At 67.7% G+C, this 20780-nt stretch carries 21 protein-coding genes; 7 read left to right on the top strand and 14 right to left on the bottom strand.

The window, feature by feature from the left end:
- Positions 1-6 precede the first annotated feature (6 nt).
- Together HRV97_RS06905 and HRV97_RS06900 are read left to right on the top strand one after the other, a co-directional pair.
- The gene (locus HRV97_RS06905) at positions 7-2289 is read left to right on the top strand and encodes an NADP-dependent malic enzyme (RefSeq protein ID WP_174193299.1); all 2283 of its coding nucleotides are present in this window, start codon (positions 7-9) and stop codon (positions 2287-2289) included.
- Positions 2290-2390: 101 nt separating this feature from the next.
- Positions 2391-2804, top strand: coding sequence for a hypothetical protein (locus HRV97_RS06900; RefSeq protein ID WP_174193296.1), 414 nt, complete (start codon positions 2391-2393; stop codon positions 2802-2804).
- A 6-nt stretch (positions 2805-2810) separates the two neighbouring features.
- On the opposite strand, the gene HRV97_RS06895 is transcribed toward HRV97_RS06900, so the two are convergent.
- The 4 genes from HRV97_RS06895 to HRV97_RS06880 form a co-directional block, all read right to left on the bottom strand.
- Positions 2811-3911 (bottom strand): cell wall hydrolase, encoded by a 1101-nt coding sequence (locus tag HRV97_RS06895; RefSeq protein WP_246248580.1) that lies wholly within the window; start codon positions 3909-3911, stop codon positions 2811-2813.
- A gap of 137 nt (positions 3912-4048) precedes the next feature.
- Positions 4049-4237, bottom strand: coding sequence for a hypothetical protein (locus HRV97_RS06890; RefSeq protein WP_174193295.1), 189 nt, complete (start codon positions 4235-4237; stop codon positions 4049-4051).
- Positions 4238-4239: 2 nt separating this feature from the next.
- The gene (gene tgt / locus HRV97_RS06885; protein WP_174193294.1) at positions 4240-5388 is read right to left on the bottom strand and encodes a tRNA guanosine(34) transglycosylase Tgt; all 1149 of its coding nucleotides are present in this window, start codon (positions 5386-5388) and stop codon (positions 4240-4242) included.
- A complete protein-coding gene (locus HRV97_RS06880) occupies positions 5385-5915 on the bottom strand; it encodes an EF-hand domain-containing protein (RefSeq protein ID WP_174193293.1) in 531 nt (176 codons plus the stop codon). The genes tgt and HRV97_RS06880 overlap by 4 nt, the downstream gene beginning before the upstream one ends.
- A 555-nt stretch (positions 5916-6470) precedes the next feature.
- On the opposite strand from HRV97_RS06880, the gene HRV97_RS06875 reads away from it, so the two are divergent.
- Complete coding sequence (locus HRV97_RS06875) at positions 6471-6806, top strand: VOC family protein (protein ID WP_174193292.1); 336 nt, start codon at positions 6471-6473, stop codon at positions 6804-6806.
- 337 nt (positions 6807-7143) lie between these two features.
- On the opposite strand, the gene queA is transcribed toward HRV97_RS06875, so the two are convergent.
- The 9 genes from queA to HRV97_RS06830 all read right to left on the bottom strand — a co-directional run bounded on the left by queA (position 7144) and on the right by HRV97_RS06830 (position 15164).
- Entirely contained in the window at positions 7144-8169 is a 1026-nt protein-coding gene (gene queA / locus HRV97_RS06870; RefSeq protein WP_174193291.1) for a tRNA preQ1(34) S-adenosylmethionine ribosyltransferase-isomerase QueA, read from the bottom strand.
- Between the two features lie 12 nt (positions 8170-8181).
- Positions 8182-8880, bottom strand: a complete 699-nt coding sequence (locus HRV97_RS06865) for a peptidylprolyl isomerase (RefSeq protein ID WP_174193290.1) — start codon at positions 8878-8880, stop codon at positions 8182-8184.
- Positions 8881-8962: 82 nt separating this feature from the next.
- Complete coding sequence (gene coaD / locus HRV97_RS06860; protein ID WP_174193289.1) at positions 8963-9505, bottom strand: pantetheine-phosphate adenylyltransferase; 543 nt, start codon at positions 9503-9505, stop codon at positions 8963-8965.
- A gap of 2 nt (positions 9506-9507) precedes the next feature.
- Entirely contained in the window at positions 9508-10422 is a 915-nt protein-coding gene (locus tag HRV97_RS06855; protein WP_174193288.1) for a polyprenyl synthetase family protein, read from the bottom strand.
- Positions 10419-10658, bottom strand: coding sequence for an exodeoxyribonuclease VII small subunit (locus HRV97_RS06850; RefSeq protein WP_174193285.1), 240 nt, complete (start codon positions 10656-10658; stop codon positions 10419-10421). The genes HRV97_RS06855 and HRV97_RS06850 overlap by 4 nt, the downstream gene beginning before the upstream one ends.
- Positions 10659-10710: 52 nt before the next feature.
- Positions 10711-12396, bottom strand: a complete 1686-nt coding sequence (locus HRV97_RS06845; RefSeq protein WP_174193283.1) for a long-chain-fatty-acid--CoA ligase — start codon at positions 12394-12396, stop codon at positions 10711-10713.
- An 88-nt stretch (positions 12397-12484) separates the two neighbouring features.
- A complete protein-coding gene (locus HRV97_RS06840) occupies positions 12485-12688 on the bottom strand; it encodes a hypothetical protein (protein ID WP_174193281.1) in 204 nt (67 codons plus the stop codon).
- A gap of 58 nt (positions 12689-12746) precedes the next feature.
- Positions 12747-14348 (bottom strand): amidase, encoded by a 1602-nt coding sequence (locus tag HRV97_RS06835; RefSeq protein WP_174193279.1) that lies wholly within the window; start codon positions 14346-14348, stop codon positions 12747-12749.
- Between the two features lie 57 nt (positions 14349-14405).
- Complete coding sequence (locus tag HRV97_RS06830) at positions 14406-15164, bottom strand: hypothetical protein (protein WP_174193277.1); 759 nt, start codon at positions 15162-15164, stop codon at positions 14406-14408.
- A 209-nt stretch (positions 15165-15373) separates the two neighbouring features.
- On the opposite strand from HRV97_RS06830, the gene HRV97_RS06825 reads away from it, so the two are divergent.
- The 4 genes from HRV97_RS06825 to pnp all read left to right on the top strand — a co-directional run bounded on the left by HRV97_RS06825 (position 15374) and on the right by pnp (position 19766).
- Positions 15374-16069: a site-2 protease family protein gene (locus HRV97_RS06825; RefSeq protein ID WP_174193276.1), complete on the top strand. Its 696-nt coding sequence runs from the start codon at positions 15374-15376 to the stop codon at positions 16067-16069.
- A gap of 1 nt (position 16070) precedes the next feature.
- Positions 16071-16967 (top strand): tRNA pseudouridine(55) synthase TruB, encoded by an 897-nt coding sequence (truB, locus tag HRV97_RS06820; protein ID WP_174193275.1) that lies wholly within the window; start codon positions 16071-16073, stop codon positions 16965-16967.
- A gap of 24 nt (positions 16968-16991) precedes the next feature.
- Entirely contained in the window at positions 16992-17261 is a 270-nt protein-coding gene (rpsO, locus tag HRV97_RS06815) for a 30S ribosomal protein S15 (RefSeq protein ID WP_174193274.1), read from the top strand.
- Positions 17262-17417: 156 nt separating this feature from the next.
- A complete protein-coding gene (gene pnp, locus HRV97_RS06810; RefSeq protein ID WP_174193273.1) occupies positions 17418-19766 on the top strand; it encodes a polyribonucleotide nucleotidyltransferase in 2349 nt (782 codons plus the stop codon).
- A gap of 223 nt (positions 19767-19989) precedes the next feature.
- Here the strand turns inward: pnp and HRV97_RS06805 are convergent, their stop codons facing one another.
- A complete protein-coding gene (locus HRV97_RS06805) occupies positions 19990-20766 on the bottom strand; it encodes a class II aldolase/adducin family protein (protein ID WP_174193272.1) in 777 nt (258 codons plus the stop codon).
- Between the last annotated feature and the right edge of the window lie 14 nt (positions 20767-20780).

Genomic DNA, 20780 nt, shown 5'->3' with positions numbered 1-20780 from the left:
ACGCGCATGACCGATACCCGCAACGGCGCCGCCGAAGAAGTGACCAACGTTCAGTTCTCCGAGCGCGAGGCGCTGTTGTTCCATTCGGAAGGGCGGCCGGGCAAGATCGAGATCATCGCGTCCAAGCCGATGGCGACGCAGCGCGACCTGGCGCTCGCCTATTCGCCCGGCGTCGCGGTGCCGGTGCGCGCGATCGCCGACGACCCTGCGCTCGCCTATGATTACACCGCCAAGGGTAATCTGGTCGCGGTCATCTCCAACGGCACCGCGATCCTGGGGCTCGGCAATCTCGGCGCGCTCGCGTCCAAGCCGGTGATGGAAGGCAAGGCGGTGCTGTTCAAGCGCTTCGCCGACGTCGACTCGATCGACCTCGAACTAGCGACTGAAGATGTCGACGCCTTCGTCAACGCGGTGGCGCTGCTCGAACCCAGCTTCGGCGGCATCAACCTAGAGGACATCAAGGCGCCCGAGTGCTTCATCATCGAGCAATCCTTGCGCGAGCGGATGAACATTCCGGTCTTCCACGACGACCAGCACGGCACCGCGATCATCTGCGCCGCCGGGCTGATCAACGCCTGCCTGCTGACCGGCCGCAAACTCGCTGACGTCAAGGTGGTGGTGAACGGCGCAGGCGCGGCGGCGCTCGCCTGCACCGACCTGATCAAGGCGATGGGCGTGCGCCAGCAGAACGTCATCATCTGCGACCGCACCGGCGTCATCTACCAGGGCCGCGACGACGTGAACCAGTGGCAGTCGGCGCACGCGGTCGCGACCGACCGCCGCACCCTGACCGAGGCGCTGGCCGGTGCCGACGTGTTCCTGGGCCTGTCGGCGGCGGGCGCGCTCAAGCCCGAGATGGTCAAGGATATGGCAAAGGCGCCGATCATCTTCGCGATGGCGAATCCCGAGCCCGAGATCCGCCCCGAACTCGCCAAGGCCGCACGCCCCGACGCGATCATTGCCACTGGCCGGTCGGATTACCCGAACCAGGTCAACAACGTGCTCGGCTTCCCGTTCATCTTCCGCGGCGCGCTCGACGTGCGCGCCTCGGCGATCAACGACGAGATGAAGATCGCCGCCGCCAACGCGATCGCGGAACTCGCGCGGCAGCGCGTGCCCGAGGAAGTCGCCGCCGCGTACGGCGTTCAGCACAGCTTCGGCCCCGAGTATATCATCCCCGCCCCGTTCGACCCGCGGTTGATGGAGCTTGTCTCGGTCGCGGTCGCCAAGGCGGCGATGGACTCAGGCGTCGCGACCAAGCCGATCCTCGACATCGACGCTTACCGCCAGACGCTGCGCGCGCGATTGAACCCGACCACCTCGGTGCTGAGCCTCGCCTATGAGGGTGCGCGCGCGCATCCCAAGCGCGTGATCTTCGCCGAAGGTGAGGAGGAAGTCGTGCTGCGCGCTGCGATCGCGTTCAAGGAGGGCGGCTACGGCACCCCGGTGCTGGTCGGGCGCGACGACGTGCACGACCGCCTCGCCGCGCTCGGCATCGCCAACCCGGCCGAATATGAGGTCCACAACAGTCGCGTCTCGCCGCTGGTCCCGCGCATGGTCGACTTCCTCTACGGCCGGCTCCAGCGCCGCGGATTCCTGCGCCGCGATTGCGAGCGGATGATCAACCAGGACCGCAACACCTTCGGCTCGGTGCTGCTCCAGTTGGGCGAGGCCGACGCGATGATCACCGGCATCACCCGCACCTTCGCGCAGAGCTACCGTGAGGTGCGCCGCGTGATCGACCCCAAGCCCGATCGCACGCCGTTCGGCATCCACGTGCTGGTCGGACAGAGCCACACGATCTTCATCGCCGACACGACGGTCAACGAGCGGCCCACCGCCGAGGAACTGGCGGACATCGCCGAGCAGACCGCCGCGGTCGCGCGCCGCATGGGCCACGAACCGCGCGTCGCTTTCTTGAGCTACTCGACCTTCGGCACGCCAGAGGGCGTGTTCCTCGACAACATCCGTCAGGCCGTCACCGTGCTCGACGGGCGTCAGGTGAGCTTCGAATATGAGGGCGAGATGTCGCCCGACGTCGCGCTCAATCCCAAGCAGCAGGCGAACTACCCGTTCGCGCGGCTTTCCGGACCGGCGAACATTCTGGTCATGCCGGGGCTGCAATCGGCCAACATCTCGGCCAAGCTGCTGCGCGAACTGGGCGGCGACGACATGATCGGCCCGATGTTGATCGGCATGGAGAAGCCCGTGCAGATCGCACCGATGACCGCGACCGCCAGCGAGCTGATGACGCTCGCGGTCTTGGCGGCGGGCGGCATCGCACGCTGAGGAAGGAGGCAGCCGCGCTCGCGCCGTCTCGGTAACTACGGCCGATATGCAACCCAATCGGCCCTAAGATCATTGCGCCTTGACCTGGATCAAGGAGGCGAATGATGAAGTTGACGATGGCGGCGCTGGGCGCGGCGGTGTTGGTGGCGGGGTGCGCGAGCAATTACGGGGCGGGTCCGCGTTACGCGGGCTATAACGGCTATGGTGCGTACGATTACAATCGCCCCGACCCGGCGTACAACGGCTATTACGCCGATCGCTACTATCGCGACGATCCCAGTTATCGCGAGCGCCGACTGAGCCGACGTGACCGCGTTTATGCCGGACGCGATGGGCGTTACTATTGCCGCCGCAGCGATGGCACGACCGGGCTGATCGTCGGCGGGCTCGCCGGCGGCGCGCTGGGATCGGCAGTCGCTCCGGGAGGGTCGGGTCTGCTCGGCGCGCTGCTGGGCGGCGCGGGGGGTGCGGCGCTCGGCCAATCGGTCGATCGCAACAACGTGCGCTGCCGCTGACCCGACCTATTTGAGCGGCTTGCCCGAGTCCTTCCAGCGGTCCAGGACCTGCGATTCGGGCGGCCCCTCGCGCGGTGGTGCCGTGGTCGCCGCTGGCGCGATCGCCTCGCCGCTCTGCGCGTGACGCGGTTGAACCTGCGTCTCGGGCGTAACCGCGCGCGTCGGCGCCGGCGTGGGTGCGGCGCTCGGCATCGGCGGCATCGCCTCGACGCTGAACGCAGACGACACCACGGCCTGATTGGCCGCAACTACTGGCATGTCGAGCAGTGGACCCAGTCGGCGGTGTGGTCCCGGCACCGGCTCGCCTCCGCGATAGCCCTGGATGAACGCACTCGCCGTTCCCCAAAAGCCCTTCCAACGATGAAAGAAATGCGCGCCGATCGCGTCGGTCATCACCAGGGTGCGGTTCCACGTCGGGGTGACGGCATAGGTGTGATAATGGGTCGCCAGACCCACGGCTGCGAACACGTAACCGCCGAGCGCCGCCGCCGCGTTGCGCGCCGCGCGCGCCCAACCGCCGGGTGACGGCACGCGCGCCATCGCACCGTCGCACGCGAAGCTGAACTGGCACACGCTGCGCTCCGACCCCTGATATACCACGCCGCACACGGTCGCGGGAAAGGCCGGGTGACGCGCGCGGTTGAGCACGACCTGCGCCACCGCGCGCTGACCGTCGTCGGGCTCGGACGCCGCCTCGTAATAGATCGCTGCGGTCAGGCACTCGAGCGCGCGCGCGCGGTCGACGGCGCTTGCCCGCGCGGTCGAGAACGGCCTGGCCGCCACGATCGAGCCGTCGCCGATCGGCGCGCGATCGAACGCGATCGGCACTGGCGGCAGCGCGATCGTGCCCGTCGTCCCGGCCGCGGGCGACGCATAGACCGGTGCCGGCGGCACCGCGCGCGCGCGCCGCGGCGGTGGCACGCTGACGCTCGCCGCCGCACTCGCCACCGAGCGCACCACCACGTGGTCGACGCCGATCACGCGCAGCATCGCCTGCGCCAGCAGCGCCGACCCCGCCAAGATTGCGAGTCCCAGCAGCACGACCGGCAGCACGCGTACCTCGCGCAACCGCACGATCGCTGTTCGTGGCTGTCCGGGATCGGCCATGCGGGGGATCGTCGCTGCTCCGTTATCCGCGCGCCGATGTGGCGGGCGTCTCGCAGCCTTAGCCGATCAAACCTTGTTGAACCGCTAGCATCTGCGCGCCGTGCCACGCTGGCACGGTCCGGACCGGCGACAGGGCGTCAGCGCTTCTTGCCATTGGCGAACAGCAGCGCCGCGGCGACCGCGGCCGATCCGATGCCGACCCCGACATATTTGCCCAATTGCCAGCGTCGCGCCTTGTCGCTCGCTTTGGCCTTGTCGGCGCCCGCGCTCTCGTGCGCCTTGGCCGCTTTGGCTGCTTCGAGGATCTCGTTCGGCTCGTCGCTCATCGTCACTCTCCCTTGCCCCCGCCGTATCGCGACCGGAAATCGTCGGCAAATACGCTCAGCGTACCGCCGGCAATTGCAGCGCGCAGGTCGGCCATCAACGCTTGATAGAAGAAGATGTTGTGCTCGGTCATCAACATCGCGCCCAGCATCTCGCCCGCGCGCACCAGGTGATGCAGGTAGGCGCGGCTCCACGTGCCGCACACCGGGCACGCGCACGCCGGATCGAGCGGCGCCTGATCCTCCGCGAAGCGCGCGTTGCGAATGTTGATCGGGCCGGTGCGCGTGAACGCCTGCCCCGTCCGCCCCGATCGCGTCGGCAGCACGCAGTCGAACATGTCGACCCCGCGCTCCACCGCGCCGACGATGTCGTCAGGCTTGCCCACCCCCATCAGGTAGCGCGGACGATCGGCGGGCAATTGGTTCGGCGCATAATCGAGGCAGGCGAACATCGCCTCCTGCCCCTCACCCACCGCCAGCCCGCCGATCGCGTAGCCATCGAAGCCGATGTCCACCAACGCGTCGGCCGACGAACGCCTGAGCCCTTCGTCGAGCGCGCCCTGCTGGATGCCGAAGATCGCATTGCGCTGCGCGTGCTGCTCGCCGCCGCGGCCGTCCAGTCCGTCGAACGCATCGCGGCTGCGCTTCGCCCAGCGCATCGATCGCTCCATCGCGGCGGCCTGCACCTCGCGCGTCGAGGTGGTCGGCACCAGTTCGTCGAACGCCATGGTGATGTTGCTGCCGAGCAGCCGCTGGATCTCGATCGAGCGCTCCGGGCTCAGCATGTGGCGCGTGCCGTCCAAGTGCGAGCGGAACGCGACGCCCTCCTCCGACCGTTTGGTGAGCGCCGACAGGCTCATCACCTGATAGCCGCCCGAATCGGTCAGGATCGGGCGGTCCCATCCCATGAACGCGTGCAATCCGCCCAGCCGCGCCACGCGCTCGGCGCCAGGGCGCAGCATCAGGTGATAGGTATTTCCCAGGATGATGTCAGCGCCCGCCGCGCGCACGTCGGCGGGCTTCATCGCCTTGACCGTCGCGGCGGTGCCGACCGGCATGAACGCGGGCGTGCGGATCACCCCGCGCTCCATCGCGATTGCGCCGGTGCGCGCGGCGCCGTCAGTGGCGGCAATGGTGAAGGCAAAACGGGTCATTCGGGTCGGCGCTTCTTTTCTGACTTCGGTGCGGGTTTCATGGGTGGGCGACCCGCGGTCGGCCCCTTGGCGTCGATCGGCGCGGTGCGATAGGTCAGCAACTCGGTGCGGCTGATCCGGCGGTCGCCATCCCGGTCGTAGCGCGCGAACAATCGCGAGAAATGATCCTGCAACTCGTCGAGCGACACTTGGTCGTCTTGGTTGCGGTCGACCTCAAATGGGCTCGGCAAGGCGTTGCGATCGCCCAGCCAGCGCTCCGACCAGTCGGCGAACACGATGTAGCGCAGCCGGCCCGCCTTTGCGGTGTCCACCGCCTCGAACGATCGCCGCACGCCGTCGGACAGTTCGGCGCGGTCGACCAGCCCGTCGCCATCGGCATCGAATGCCGCGATCATCATCGCGACCGGCTCCACCACCATCGTCGCGGGCGTCTGCGGCGTGGCAGGCAGCGGCGCCCGCACCACGACCTCGCCGCCATCCCCGGACGCGGCCGCCTGCAGCGCCCAGGCGACGATCATTGGCAACATTACCATCTACATGATCCAATTCGGCCGACATCAAACGTAAGGGTCCGTTCGGAACCCAAGGCATTCGTCGGCATCAACGATCCTTTCGGCGACATAGGGGAGGTAAGCCTTCCAACAAACCTCCTTCGGCACGGTCGTCCGTGCGGCTCACGCCCCACCCGGGTAAGCCCGGCGCTGGCAGTGACCTTGGCAACACTGTCCACCGCCATCGCTCCCGGCTAAGGAGCATATCGACGCACGTCCATTGACCGATCTTCCGCTACGCCGTCGCATCCAGGGCCACTAGGCCTGCTCCCGAACACGAGCAAGGTTCGGGGCTGCGGCCATGGCGGGCGCGTCCACGTACACGTTCCGCAACAACGCCACCGCGTGTGGCGACATCAGCGAAGCACCTTTGCTCCACGATCGGCATCGGCTAGCTTAGTACGCCGATCAGTGCTGTTGCATCTCCACGGGGGGGCAGATCGCAGCCGACCAAATACAGATCGCGGGTGATCCGCAGTATTTCGAAACTTACCGCCAAACGCGTCCGCTAACATACACAGGAGCTTACCGATGACCCGCATCAACTTCATCGAGCTTCCCGCACGTGACTTGGGTGCGGCACGAACCTTCTACTCGACCGTATTCGGGTGGAAGCTGACCGACTTCGGTCCCAGCTACTCCTGCACCACGAACGGCGACGTCGACCTGGGCCTACAGGGAGACGCGACCGAAGCGCCGGGCGCGCCTTTGCCGGTCGTGCTGGTGGACGACATCGAAGCGGCCGTGACCGCCGTCGAAGCAGCCGGTGGCCGCATCAGCAAGCCGATCTTCTCGTTTCCGGGTGGCAGACGTTTTCACTTCCTCGATCCCAACGGGCTCGAACTGGCGATCATGCAATCGGCCTGATCCGCCAACCAGATTCGGTGACTGCCGCTGCCAACGCCGGTCGAGGCTGATCATCCAACGGGCGTGACTAAACTCAGCCCTAGTTTACGGGCCAACAGTACGCATTGTGGGAGCAGAGCGCGATGAGCAGCCTGCCGAAGTGCAGCAAAGGCCTTGCAGCCGCCGGAGCATCGATCGCGTCGGCGCTGGTTGCCGGTTGCGGCTCGCGAACCCTCCCACCCGGCAGCTTCGTTGAGCATTGAGCAGGCGATTGAATGCGAATGCTGGCGATCATCAGATCACGGCTCGCTGCACGACGAGCACCGCGAACTAATCAACGCGGCGCGCGCGCATCAAGTCACGGAAGGAGCAGCGAGGCGTCTCCGTAGGAGTAGAAGCGATAGCCATCGTCGATCGCGTGGGCGTAAACCGACTGCATCCGCTCCAGCCCCATCAGCGCCGATACCAGCATAAACAAGGTCGATCGCGGCAGGTGAAAATTGGTCATCAGCCCGTCGATGCCCCGGAACGTATAACCCGGCGTGATGAAGATTGCCGTGTCGCCCTCGAACGGGCGGATCACGCCGTCCTCACCTGCCGCGCTCTCGATCAGGCGCAGCGAGGTGGTGCCCACCGCAATTACGCGGCCACCACGCGCGCGCACCGCGTTGAGGCGCTCCGCGGTTTCGGCATCGATGCGACCCCATTCGGCGTGCATGCGGTGGTCGGCGGTGTCCTCCGCTTTCACGGGCAAGAACGTGCCCGCGCCGACGTGAAGCGTCAGCGTCGCGTGATCGATACCGGCCGCAGCCAATCGCGCCAGCAGATCGGGGGTAAAATGCAGCGCTGCGGTGGGCGCGGCGACCGCGCCCGCCTCGCGCGCGAACATCGTCTGGTAATCGTCCGCGTCGCGCGCATCGGTCGGGCGCTTGCCCGCGATATACGGCGGCAGCGGCATGCGGCCAGCGCGCTCCAGCAGCAGCTCGACCGGTTCGTCACCGTGAAAGTCGAAGGCGAGGCTGCCGTCCTCCTCGCGCGCGCCGGCCGTTGCCTGCACACCGCCACCGAAGTCGATGACGTCGCCGTCGCGCAATCGCTTGGCGTTGCGCACGAACGCGCGCCATCGCCGCGGTCCTTCACGCTTGTGGAGCGTCGCGCCGATCCGCGCCTGCCCGCGCAAACCTTCCAACTGCGCCGGGATCACGCGCGTGTCGTTGAACACCAACAGGTCACCGGCGCGCAGCGCCCCCGGCAGGTCTGACACGACACGGTCGTGCAGGCCGTCGCCGTCGACCACCAGCATCCGCGCGGCGTCGCGCGGCGCCGCCGGACGCAAGGCAATGCGATCGTTCGGCAGCTCGAAATGGAACAGGTCGACGTTCACGCCCGGATACTCTCAGCGGCGTGTGGAGCGCTTCTTGGCCGGAGCAGCGGCGGGCGTCGCCTTCTGCGCACCCGGCAACGTGACATCGCCGAGCGCGGCAGGGATCACGGTGGTGGCGCCGGGCTGGTAAGCCGGCGGATTGTCGCTCGCGATATAAGCGTGGACGACGCGCGAGGGGGTCGCCGGCGGCTCGCCGCGCTCAATCGCGTCGACGTAGTTCATGCCGGTCATCACGCGGCCGAACACCGTGTACTTTTTGTCGAGCTGCAAGCGGGGCTGAAACACGATGTAGAATTGGCTGTTGGCGCTGTTCTCCGCCTCGGCGCGCGCCGCCGCGACCGCGCCGCGGACGTGCGGCAGATAGTTGAACTCCGCCGCGACGTCGGGCAGCTGCGACCCGCCGGTGCCGTCGCCCTTGGGGTCGCCGCCCTGCGCCATGAAGCCGTCGATCACGCGGTGGAACACCAGACCATCGTAGAAATGCTGCCGCGTCAGCGTTTTGATCCGCTCCACCATCTTGGGCGCGACATCGGGGCGGAGCAGGATCGCGACGCGCCCGCCGGTCGACAGGTCAAGCAGCCAGACGTTCTGGAGATCGGTCGTCGGCAGCGGCTGCGCCGGCGTGGCAGCGGCCGGCTGCGGTGCCTGGGCGAGCGCGGGAAGTGCGACGAACGACAGGATCAGCGACAGGAAAGCGGCAAGGAAGCGCATCGGGCCTTCACGGTGATGAACGAAGATGTGCCCGCCTAAAGCAATTCACGGCTTACGCCAACGTGAATGGCGCAGCGGAATGTCAGCTCCCGCGTCGACCAACCACGGCGACGCGCGCGACCACCTCCTCGCAAATCGTCGGCGTCACGAACTTGCGGATGTCGCCGCCAAAAATCGCGATCTCCTTGACCAGCTTGGAGGCGATCGGTTGCAAGCCGACGTCGGCCATCAGGAAGACCGTCTCGATCCGGTCGTTCAGCTTCTGGTTCATGCCGGCCATCTGATATTCGTATTCGAAGTCGGCGACGGCGCGCAATCCGCGGACGATCACGCTGGCGCGCTCACGCTCGGCGAAGTCCATCAACAGCGAGTCGAACTGCACGACGCGAATGTCGCCGGGCAGCGCCGCGACCTCGCGCTCGACCATCGCCATGCGTTCCTCAACCGTGAACATCGGCGATTTGGACGGGTTGGTGGTGACGCCGATGACGAGCCGATCGACCAGCTTCGCGCCGCGGCGAATGATGTCCATGTGGCCGAGCGTTACGGGATCAAAGGTGCCGGGATAAACGCCGATGCGGACCGCGTGCCCGGTGCCGTTCGATTGGTCGGGAACGGCGGTCATGGTCAACGATCCCTCTCGACAACGAAGCGGGCGATGGCGCGCAGCAGGTCGGCTTCCTCGCCATAATGGCGCAGATGCTCGATCGCCTGGTCGACCAGCAGCCGTGATTGCTCGCGCGCGCGCTCGATACCGAGCAGCGAGACGAACGTCTCCTTGCCCGCGGCCTCGTCCTTGCGCAGCTTCTTGCCCGCCAGTTCCTCGTCACCCTCGACGTCCATCAGGTCGTCGACGATCTGGAACGCGAGCCCGAGGTCGTGGGCGTAGCCGCGAAGCGGCGTTCGCGCGTCCGCCGGCACGCGGCCGAGGATCGCGCCCGCCTCGACGGCGGCGCAGATCAGCGCGCCGGTCTTGAGCTGCTGCAAGCGCGTCACGGTGCCGAGGTCGAACGCCTCGTTCTCCGCCACCAGGTCCATCATCTGCCCCCCCGCCATACCCGCGGGGCCGGACGCGCGCGCCAGGTCGGCGATCAGCTCGGCGCGGATCGCAGGATCGGGGTGCGTCGCAGGATCGGCTAGTACCTCAAATGCGAGCGCGTGTAGGCAGTCGCCCGCCAGGATAGCGGTCGCCTCGTCATAGGCCTTGTGGACAGTCGGCTTGCCGTGGCGCAGGTCGTCGTTGTCCATCGCGGGCAGATCGTCGTGCACCAGCGAGTAACCGTGGATCGCCTCAAGTGCGGTCGCCGCACGGCCCGCATGCTCGGGGTTTACATCGAACAATCGCGCGGTGGCGAACACCAGCAGCGGACGCAGCCGCTTGCCGCCGCCGATCGCGGCGTGACGCATCGCCTGGTAGAGGCGCGCGCGCGCGTCGTCCGGCACCGCGAGAAGCAGGTCGAAGCGGCGGTCGATCTCCTCCTGTACCTGCGTCAGCGCGTCGGCGAGGCTGGGCGAGGCCGGCGAAAGCGGAGCGGAGCTCATCCGGCGTTGAACGGCTGCACGCCCGCGGGCTTGCCGTCGGCACCGACGCGGATCGCCTCGATCCGCGCCTGCGCGGCGTCGAGCCGCTCGGCACAGCGCGTACGCAACGCGCTGCCGCGCTCGTACAGCCGGATCGCGTCCTCCAGCGGGGTGTCGCCGGATTCGAGCTTGCCGACGATGCTTTCCAGCTCGCGCATCGCTTCCTCGAACGACAGGTTCTCGATCGCCTGATCCATGCGCGGGCTATGCGGCAGTGCGGCGCGACTGGTCAAGCAGCGCCACGCGCGTTCAACCAGCCTCGGCGCGGATTTCGGCGAGCAGGTCCTTGCGGCTGAGCTTGCCGATCATCGTCTTGGGCAAGCTGCTACGCACCACCACCGCATCGACGCGCTCGTGCTTGCCGAGCTTGGGGTTGAGCCACGTGAGCAGCGCGGCGCCGTCAGTCGCCTCTGCGTCGTCGTTGAGCGTCACGTACGCGCGCGGTGCCTCACCGCGATAAGCGTCGGGCACGCCGACCACCAAAGCCTCCTTGATCGCCGGGTTGTGGTAGAGGATTTCTTCGATCTGGCTTGGAAATACCTTGAAGCCGCCGACCGAGATCATGTCCTTCAACCGGTCGACCACCGCGACGAAGCCGTGTTCGTCGATCACGCCGACGTCGCCGGTGCGCAGCCAGCGCTCACCATCCAACGTCACGAACGCATCCGCCGCCGCCTCCGGCCGGTTCCAGTAGCCCGCCATGATCTGCGCGCCCTGCGCGACGATCTCGCCCGGCTCACCCGGTGCGACCCACTTCGTCGGGTCTTCCTTGTCGACAAGCCGCAGCCGCGTGCCTGGCAGCGGTTGCCCGATCGTGCCGGGATGCTGCTCGCCCTCGTACGGGTTGCAGGTCAGCACGCCCGAACTCTCCGACAGACCGTAGCCCTCGACCAGCCGCGCGCCGGTCGCCGCGCCCCATTTGTCACGCAGCTCGGCGGGCAGCGGCGCGCCGCCCGAGATGCAGACGCGCAGCGACGAGAAGTCGGTAGCGGCGAACTTCGCATGATCGAACAGCGCCTGGTACATCGTCGGCACGCCCGGCAACGCGGTCGCCTTCGTGCGCGATATCGCGTCCAGCACCTGCCCCGCCTCGAACCGTGGCAGCAGTACCATCTCGCCACCGTTCAGCACGGTGCGGTTAAGCACGCAGGTGTTGGCAAAAACGTGGAACAGCGGCAGCGCGCCGACGATGCGGTCGACCTCGCCGCGATGCGGGTCGAGCGACACCACCTGCCCCGCATTGGCGGTCAGATTGGCGTGGGTCAGCATCGCGCCTTTTGGCGCGCCGGTCGTGCCGCCGGTATATTGCAACAGGGCGACCTCCGCGGCGTCGATCGCCGGGGCGGTAAACTGCCCGTCATTGTCGATCAGCGCGGAGAAGGCAGTGACCCGCGGATCATCCGGGCGCTGCGCCACCTCCTTGCCTTTGAACAAGCGGTACATCAGCGACTTGGCCGGCGGCAGCACGCCCGCGATCGATCCAACGATCAATCGTTCCAGTTGGCTCTTGTCGAGCACCTTGAGCGCGGTCGGCAGCAAGGCTGTGGCGGACACGGTGAACAGCACGCGCGTGCCCGAGTCCTCGACTTGATGGACCAGTTCGTCGACCGTGTAGAGCGGCGAGAAGTTGACCACGGTCGCGCCGAGCAGCAGCGCGCCGTAATAGGCAGCGACGTAGTGTGGCACGTTGGGCAGGAACAAACCGATCCGGTCGCCCTTGCCATAGCCCAACGCAGCGAGCCCTGCCGCGACGCGACGCGCGCCGTCCGCCACCTGGTCGTAGCGGTAGCGTCGGCCGAGAAAATCGATCGCTGGTTTGGCACCGTGACGCGCGACCGAGGCCTCGAACATCTCGGGCATCGACATTGGCGGCAGGTCGACCGCCCAGGGTGTCGGGTGGCGATATCGGGTTTGCCAGGCGCGCTCGTCAGTCATTGACACGCGTGTAAGCAAGAGCCGGCCGCGCTTCAATCGACGAAGCGTGACTTTACGTGTCCGTCAACTTGTCCGGCAGTTCGCAGCGTCAGCCGGTGATGCGCGGCGCGGTCCAGGTGTAGAGAATTGAGAAGCCGACCAGCCCCAGGTCGATCGCGGCCTGCACGCGGTGCGGTGCGGTGTCGCGCGCCTCGTGCGTCATGATCCGCAGGTCGGCGGTTGGGTGACGCAGCGCGACCAGTGCGAGCATGGCGCCAGTCGCGGCGATGACGATGCGTTTGCGATGCTTCATCGGACTTCCCCCTTGGCCCAGCAGATACATGATTAACGCGGGCGCGGGAAGCGGCGCGTCAGCGCGTGCCCTCCACCCCAGACCCTGCATCGGCGACCGGCAGGTAGCGCGGCGAGACGCGCGCGTGCGACGCCTGTTCATAGGCGTAGCCGGCACCAAGCACGCGCTGATCCGCGCCGCGCGTGCCGATGAACGACAGCCCGACCGGCAGCCCGCGCACCAGCCCCATCGGCACCGTCAGGTGCGGGTAGCCGGCAATCGCCGGCAGGCTGGAGGCGGAGGGACCGTTATATTGGTCGCCATACACCGTGTCGCTCAGCCACGCCGCGCCGTAGCTCGGCTGAACCAGGATCTGCGCGCCCGCCTTCGCCAGCATCGCATCGATCCCCTCCGCCCCCGCCAGCCGCAGCGATTTCGCGCGCGCCGCCTTGTAGGTAGGGTCAGCTAGGCCCTTGGTCGCCGCCGCCTTCTCGAACGTTTCCTGCGCGAAGAACGGCATCTCCTGCGCCGCGTGTGCGCGGTTGAACGTGATGACCTGATCGAGCGTGCGCGTCGTCACCGCCGCGGGCGTGGTCGCCAGATAGGCGTCCAGATCGGCCTTCAGCTCGCTCAGCAGCACCTGGAACTCGGCCTCGCCTAACCCGTCGAGCTTGGGTGACGTCACCTCGACCAGCGTGGCACCGGATGCGCGAAGCACCGCGAGCGCGGCATCGAAACGCTGCGTGAGTTCGGGCGACAGATCGTTGGGACGGACGACAGCGACGCGCATGCCCGACAGCGCCGCAGCCGACAGCCCGGCGGTGTAGTCGCGCACCTGCGTGCCCGCGGTCGCGGGATCGGCCGGGTCAGGCGCCGACATCGCCGACAGCAGCAGCGCCGCGTCGCGCACGCTGCGCGTCATCGGTCCGGCCGTGTCCTGGCTGTGGCTGATCGGCACGACGTGCGTGCGGCTGACGAGACCCAGCGTCGGCTTGAAGCCGACCAACCCGTTAACCGACGACGGACAGGTAACCGAACCATCGGTCTCCGTGCCCACCGCCGCCGCCGCGAAGCTCGCCGCCACCGCCGCCCCCGAACCCGACGACGAGCCGCAGGCGGTACGATCGAGCGCGTACGGGTTGCGCACCAGCCCGCCGACCGCGCTCCACCCGCTCAGCGACCGGTCGGAGCGAATGTTGGCCCATTCGGACAAATTGGTCTTCCCCAGGATCACCGCACCCGCCGCGCGCAACCGCGCAACCAGCGGCGCGTCACGGCGCGTGACGTTGGCGGCGAGCGCGAGGCTGCCCGCGGTGGTCGCGACTGGATCGGCGGTCTCGACATTGTCCTTGATGAGCACGGGCACGCCGTGCAGCGGCCCACGCACGCGCCCGGCGCGCCGCTCGGCATCGAGCACCTTTGCCTGCGCGAGCGCGTCGGGGTTGAGCGCGATCACGCTGCGCAGCGTCGGTCCGCGGCGATCCATCGCCGCGATCCGTGCGAGGTATGCGCGCGTCAGGTCGACGCTGGTCGCGCGGCGCGCGGTCATCGCCGCCTGCAATTGGTCGATCGACTGCTCCTCCACCACCGCGGTGCGCGCGGCGACGGGTGGCGGCGCGATGGCGAGCGTAGCGGCGAGGGCAGCGGGCAGCGCGGCGGCGAGCAGACGGTTCGGGATCATCGGGCGCGATGATGCGACGCGACGCGAAGGCGCGCAAGCCGCCCTCCCGCAGCGTACTTAGCGGCCAGTATAGGTGAACGTCACCGGCACGATGATCGGCATATCCTCGACCTGGCGCGCGCGGGTCACGGGCACGATGCGGAAGATCGGCGACATCGTCACCGCTGCCTGCCCGAAGCCCGAGCCGACCGGCGTCTCGGCAAGTGCGCGGCAACGCGTCGGCGGTCCGATGCGCGGCACGACACACTCGAGGATCGCCTTGCCGGACAGCTTGGCCGCGACCGCTGCGGGCGGCCAATAAGGCTTCATCTCGTTGTTGGTCGGCATACGCACCCAGCGCGCCCGCGCCAGCCGGCCGCGCCCGCGTCCCGATCCATTGCCGTTGCCCTGTCCGGCACCCTGCCCTTGGCCCGGGGCTGCACCGAGCCCGGCCCCCATCGCCGCACTGCCGAGACCGGCCAGCGCGTCGGCGGCGGGGTGCAGCGCGAGGTCGAGCCCTTCATCGCTGATCGGCGCGGCGCGGACCGGCGTCTCGTCAATACGGGCGGGCGGCAGCGGGAGTTGAGGCCGAGGTGCGGGTATCGCAGCGACGCGGGTGTCGCGTGGCGAAGTACGTCCGGCGGACGAGCCGCCCGGATCGTCGTTGCGCGTCGTCGCTGGGTCGGGCGGCGGCGAGACCGGCTCCGGCGGGGTGACGAGCGGCGGCGGCTCGGGGGGTGGAGCGACGTCGAACGTCAGCAACGCGGGCACCGGCACGACGGGTGGCAGCGACGATCTGGGCCACCACAGCAGCAGCGCGACGACGCCCAGGTGCAACGCGATCGATGCCGCCGCCCAGCGCGAGCGCTTCGGATCCCGGTCACTGGCGCGCGGTCGATACGACGTGGCCGAACTCCTCCGGCTGTGTGGAGGCGAGTGTGGCGCCCGGTCGCGCGCGGCGTCAAGCGGGTTCAATGCCGAGCGCCGAACGGGCGGCACGGGCATGGCGCTGGCCTAAGTCGCGCCGTCACCCTATCTCGCGAGCCATGAACCCCAATGGTGTTATCTGGTCGGCGGCGGTGTGGATCATCCCGCTGGTGATCGCGATCGTCTTTCATGAAGTCAGCCACGGCCTCGCCGCGCGTGCGCTGGGCGATCCGACCGCGGCGCAGCTGCGGCGGCTGTCGTTCAACCCGCTGCGCCACGTCGATCCTGTCGGCACGGTGCTGCTGCCGCTGATGCTCGCGATCGCCAAGGCGCCGGTGTTCGGCTGGGCCAAGCCCGTACCCGTCGACGCGCGGCGGATCACGAAGACCAACCCGCGCACCGGCATGATGCTTGTCGCGCTCGCCGGACCGGGAATGAACCTCGCGCTCGCGTTTGTGGGCGCATTGCTGCTCGGTATCTTCGCGCATTGGGTCGGCGAGCCGGCGGACGGTAGCGCGGCCGCTTTCCTTGGCGCCAATCTCGTCAACTTCCTGCTGATCAACGTCTTTCTTGCAATGTTCAACCTGATCCCGCTGCCACCGTTCGACGGCGGTCACGTCGTTGCCGGGCTGCTGCCCGAGCGCGCGGCACTGCAATGGGACAAGCTCGCGCGCTTCGGCTTTCCGCTGCTCATCGTCCTGCTGCTGGTGCTGCCCGCGCTGGTGCCGGGCGCGAACATCGTCCAGCGGCTCGTCGCGCCGCCTGCGCAGGCGTTGACGCAGGCGTATCTCGCCATCGCCGCGGCGATCGCCTGAGATGCACGGCTGGTTGGTGATCGACAAGCCGGTCGGCATCGGCTCGACGCAGGTAGTCTCGGCGGTGAAGCGCGCGCTGCGCACCGCAGGCGTCCCCAAGGTCAAGGTCGGCCACGGCGGCACGCTCGATCCGCTTGCGAGCGGGGTGCTGCCGATCGCGCTCGGCGAGGCGACCAAGCTCGCTGGGCGGATGCTCGACAGCGACAAGGTCTACGCCTTCACGCTCGCGTTCGGCTCGCAGACATCGACGCTCGACACGGAAGGTGAAGCGGTCGCGACCAGCGACGTGCGCCCGACCGCCGCCGCGGTAGACGCGGTGCTGCCGCGCTTCACCGGACCCATCGCGCAGGTGCCGCCGGCCTATTCCGCGCTCAAGGTCGACGGGCAGCGCGCCTATGACCTCGCCCGCGCGGGCGAGGAGGTGGTGCTCGCCTCACGCGATGTCATGATCCACTGCCTGACGCGCGCCGGCGACGCCGCACCCGACACGCCGCTGGACGAGGTCACGCTCGTCGCGCACGTGTCCAAGGGCACCTACATCCGCAGCCTCGCGCGCGATATTGCACTGGCGCTCGGGACGGTCGGCCACGTTACCTGGCTTCACCGGGTCAAGGCAGGACCGTTCGCGCTCGAAGGGGCAATAACGCTGGACAAATTGGACGCGGCCGCTAAGGCGTCGGCGCTGGAACCATTACTCCTGCCATTGAGGGCGGGGCTGGACGACATCCCGGCCTTTTCTCTCACGCCCGACCAGGCAGGCGCGCTTCGACAGGGGCGGGTGCTGGACGGGATCGCCGCCGACGATGGTCTCGTCTTCGCGTGCACGGGCGACACGCCCGTCGCGCTGGCCGAGGTCGAAGCCAGCCAGCTTCGCGTCGTTCGCGGCTTCAACCTTTGAATTGATGTCGGGGAACGAATTCACATGACGATCACCGCAGAACGCCGCCAGGAAGTCATCAAGGAACACGCCCGCAGCGAAGGCGACACCGGTTCCACCGAGGTCCAGGTCGCGATCCTCACCGAGCGTATCCGCAACCTGACCGAGCACTTCAAGGGCCACGCGAAGGACAACCACTCGCGCCGCGGCCTGCTCATGATGGTCAACAAGCGTCGCTCGCTGCTCGACTATCTCCGCAAGACCGAGGGCGAGCGTTATCTCGCGCTCATCGCGAAGCTCGGCCTTCGCAAGTAACTCGCAAGGGCGGCCCTCGGGTCGCCCTTCGCTTATCCGCGCCCTCGCAATCCGGCGATGGCGCATGGGGCGACCAAACGCTCCGCACCGCGCAGGCCGGACAGCCTGCACCACGAGGCCCCGGATGCATCGGGCATCCGGTCCAAAGGAAATCATATGTTCGATACCAAGAAGGTCAGCATCGAATGGGGTGGCAAGACCCTAACGCTGGAAACCGGCAAGGTCGCGCGCCAGGCCGATGGTGCCGTGATCGCGACGCTGGGCGAGACGGTCGTGCTGTGCGCGGTCACCGCCGCGAAGACCGTCAAGGAAGGGCAGGACTTCTTCCCGCTCACCGTCCATTACCAGGAAAAGTTCTCGGCCTCGGGCCGCATTCCCGGCGGCTTCTTCAAGCGCGAGCGCGGCGCGACCGAGCGTGAGACGCTGGTCAGCCGCCTGATCGACCGTCCGATCCGCCCGCTGTTCCCCGGGGGTTTCTATAACGAGATCAACTGCATCGCGCAGGTGCTGTCGTACGATGGCGAGAACGAGCCGGACATCGTGGCGATGGTTGCCGCCTCTGCCGCGCTGACGATCTCGGGCGTGCCGTTCATGGGCCCGATCGGCGCCGCGCGCGTGGGCTATAAGGACGGTGAGTATCAGCTCAACCCGACCGACGCCGAAGTGCTCGAGGGCGAGCTCGACCTCGTTGTTGCGGCCACGCACGACGCGGTGATGATGGTCGAGTCGGAAGCCAAGGAGCTGTCCGAGGACTTGATGCTGGGCGCGGTGATGTTCGCGCACAAGGCGAGCCAGGACATCATCAACGCGATCATCGACTTGGCCGAGCAGTCGGCGAAGGATCCGTGGGAGCTGGCGCCGGTCGAGGACAAGTCGGCAAAGATGGCCAAGCTGAAGAAGGCCATCGGCAAGGACATGGAGGCGGCCTACAAGCTGACCGACAAGCAGGCGCGCCAGACCGCCGTCAACGCCGCACGCACCAAGGCGCGCGAGGCGTTCGCGGACCTGAAGGAAGCCGATCCGGCCGAGTATCTCGGCACGCTGAAGCTGGTGAAGAAGCTTGAGGCCGACATCGTGCGCGGTGCGATCCTCAAGACCGGTCGCCGCATCGACGGCCGCGACACCAAGACGGTGCGCCCGATCGAGGCCGAGGTCCACTTCCTGCCGCGCGCGCACGGCTCGGCGCTGTTCACCCGCGGCGAGACGCAGACGATCGCGACCACCACGCTCGGTACGCGCGACGCGGAACAGATGATCGACGGGCTGAACGGCCTGTCGTATCAAAATTTCATGCTCCACTATAACTTCCCGCCCTATTCGGTCGGTGAAGTCGGCCGCTTCGGTGCGCCGGGCCGCCGCGAAGTCGGTCACGGTAAGCTCGCCTGGCGCGCGCTGCACCCGGTGCTGCCGTCGAAGGAGGAGTTCCCGTACACCATCCGCGTCACCTCAGACATCACCGAGTCGAACGGCTCGTCGTCGATGGCAACGGTGTGCGGCGGTTCGCTGTCGATGATGGACGCGGGCGTGCCGCTCAAGCGCCCCGTCTCGGGCATTGCGATGGGTCTGATCCTGGAAGGCAAGGACTATGCGGTCCTGTCGGACATCCTGGGTGACGAGGATCACCTGGGCGACATGGACTTCAAGGTCGCGGGCACCAGCGAGGGCATCACGTCCTTGCAGATGGACATCAAGATCGCCGGCATCACCGAGGAGATCATGCGCGTCGCCTTGAAGCAGGCGCATGACGGCCGCGCGCACATCCTGGGCGAGATGGCCAAGGCGCTCGATTCGACGCGGACCGAGCTGTCGGCGCACGCGCCGCGGATCGAGACCTTCACGATCGACAAGTCGAAGATCCGCGAAGTGATCGGCACCGGCGGCAAGGTGATCCGCGAGATCGTCGCGACCACCGGCGCCAAGGTCGACATCGACGACGAGGGCGTAATCAAGGTGTCGTCGTCGGACGGCGCGCAGATCGAGGCCGCGATCAAGTGGATCAAGGGCTTGGTCGAAGAGGCCGAGGTCGGCAAGATCTACGACGGCAAGGTCGTCAACATCGTCGACTTCGGCGCGTTCGTGAACTTCATGGGTGGCAAGGACGGCCTCGTCCACGTCAGCGAAATGAAGAACGAGCGCGTCGAGAAGCCGACCGACGTCGTTTCCGAGGGCCAGGCCGTGAAGGTCAAGGTGCTCGAGATCGACCCGCGCGGCAAGGTGCGCCTGTCAATGCGCGTCGTTGACCAGGAAACCGGCGAAGAGCTGGAGGATACGCGTCCGAAGCGCGAGCCGCGCGAAGGTGGCGAGCGCGGTGATCGTGGTCCGCGCCGTGACGGCCGCGGCGGTGGTGATCGTGGCGGTGATCGCGGCCCTCGTCGTGAAGGCCGCGGTGATCGTGGTGGCGACCGCGGTGGTGACCGCGGCCCGCGCCGTGAGCGCAGCGAAGGTGGCGATCGTGGTCCCGACCCCGAGTTCGCCCCCGCCTTCTTGACCGGCGACCGCGACTAAGCGGCAGCCGCGTCAGTTGTGAAACAGAAGGGCCCTCGGCAGCGATGCCGGGGGCCCTTCTCATTCCCGCTCGTTATTCCGGGGCTGACCCGGGATCCCGCTTCTTCTCACGACGTGACGGGAAAGTAGCGGGACCCCGGCTCTAGGCCGGGGTAACGAGTGAAAGTGTTTTTCCCGCCGATTGCTCCGACGCTGCGCGTCCATGGCCCGCCGCCGTCCGTGCTCAGTTTCTAAAGCTAGGGTCGATCCGGTCGAGCTTGCGTAGTAGCGCGGGCCAAGCGAGCTTCTGTGCCAGCCCGCCCATCCCCTTGGGGTTCGACTGTCCTGCGACCTTGTGCTCGACGCCCTGCGGCGGGTTGTTGAGATGCTTCTTGCCCGCCGACAGCATCATCACCTGCGCCTCGCACGCGCGCTCCAGAAAGTAGAGCCGCAGGAAACACGACGCGACCGTGTCGCCTACCGCGAGCGTGCCGTGGTTGCGCAGGATCATCGCGTTCTTTCGGCCGATGTCGGCGACCAGCCGCTCGCGCTCGTCGAGGTCGGTCGCGATCCCCTCATAATCGTGGTAGGCGACGTCGTGCTGCGCGATCATCGCGGTCTGCGTGTGCGGCAGCAGACCGAACTCCATCGCCGACACCGCCTGCCCATGCGGCGTATGCAGGTGCATGACCGCCGCTGCGTCCTCGCGCGCCATGTGGATCGCCGAGTGGATGGTGAAGCCCGCCGGATTGACTGGGTGCGTCGCAGGGCCGACCGGATTGCCCTCGACATCGATCTTGACGAGGCTCGACGCGGTGATCTCCTCGAACATCATGTCGTACGGATTGATGAGGAAATGGTGCTCGGGCCCGGGCACGCGCGCCGACAGATGCGTAAAGATCAGATCGTCCCAGCCGTAGAGCGCAACGAGCCGGTAGGCGGCGGCGAGATCGACCCGCGCCTCCCACTCGCCCGGTGCATAGTGCGCCTCCTGCTGGTCGACGGTCGCGAGCGTTGCCATGGCGTGATCCTCTC

The sequence above is a fragment of the Sphingomonas hominis genome, from assembly GCF_013328205.1.
GTDB classification, from domain to species: domain Bacteria; phylum Pseudomonadota; class Alphaproteobacteria; order Sphingomonadales; family Sphingomonadaceae; genus Sphingomonas; species Sphingomonas hominis.
The sequence above is the reverse complement of the archived record's forward strand: the minus strand, read 5'-3'. Positions and strand labels throughout refer to the sequence as shown.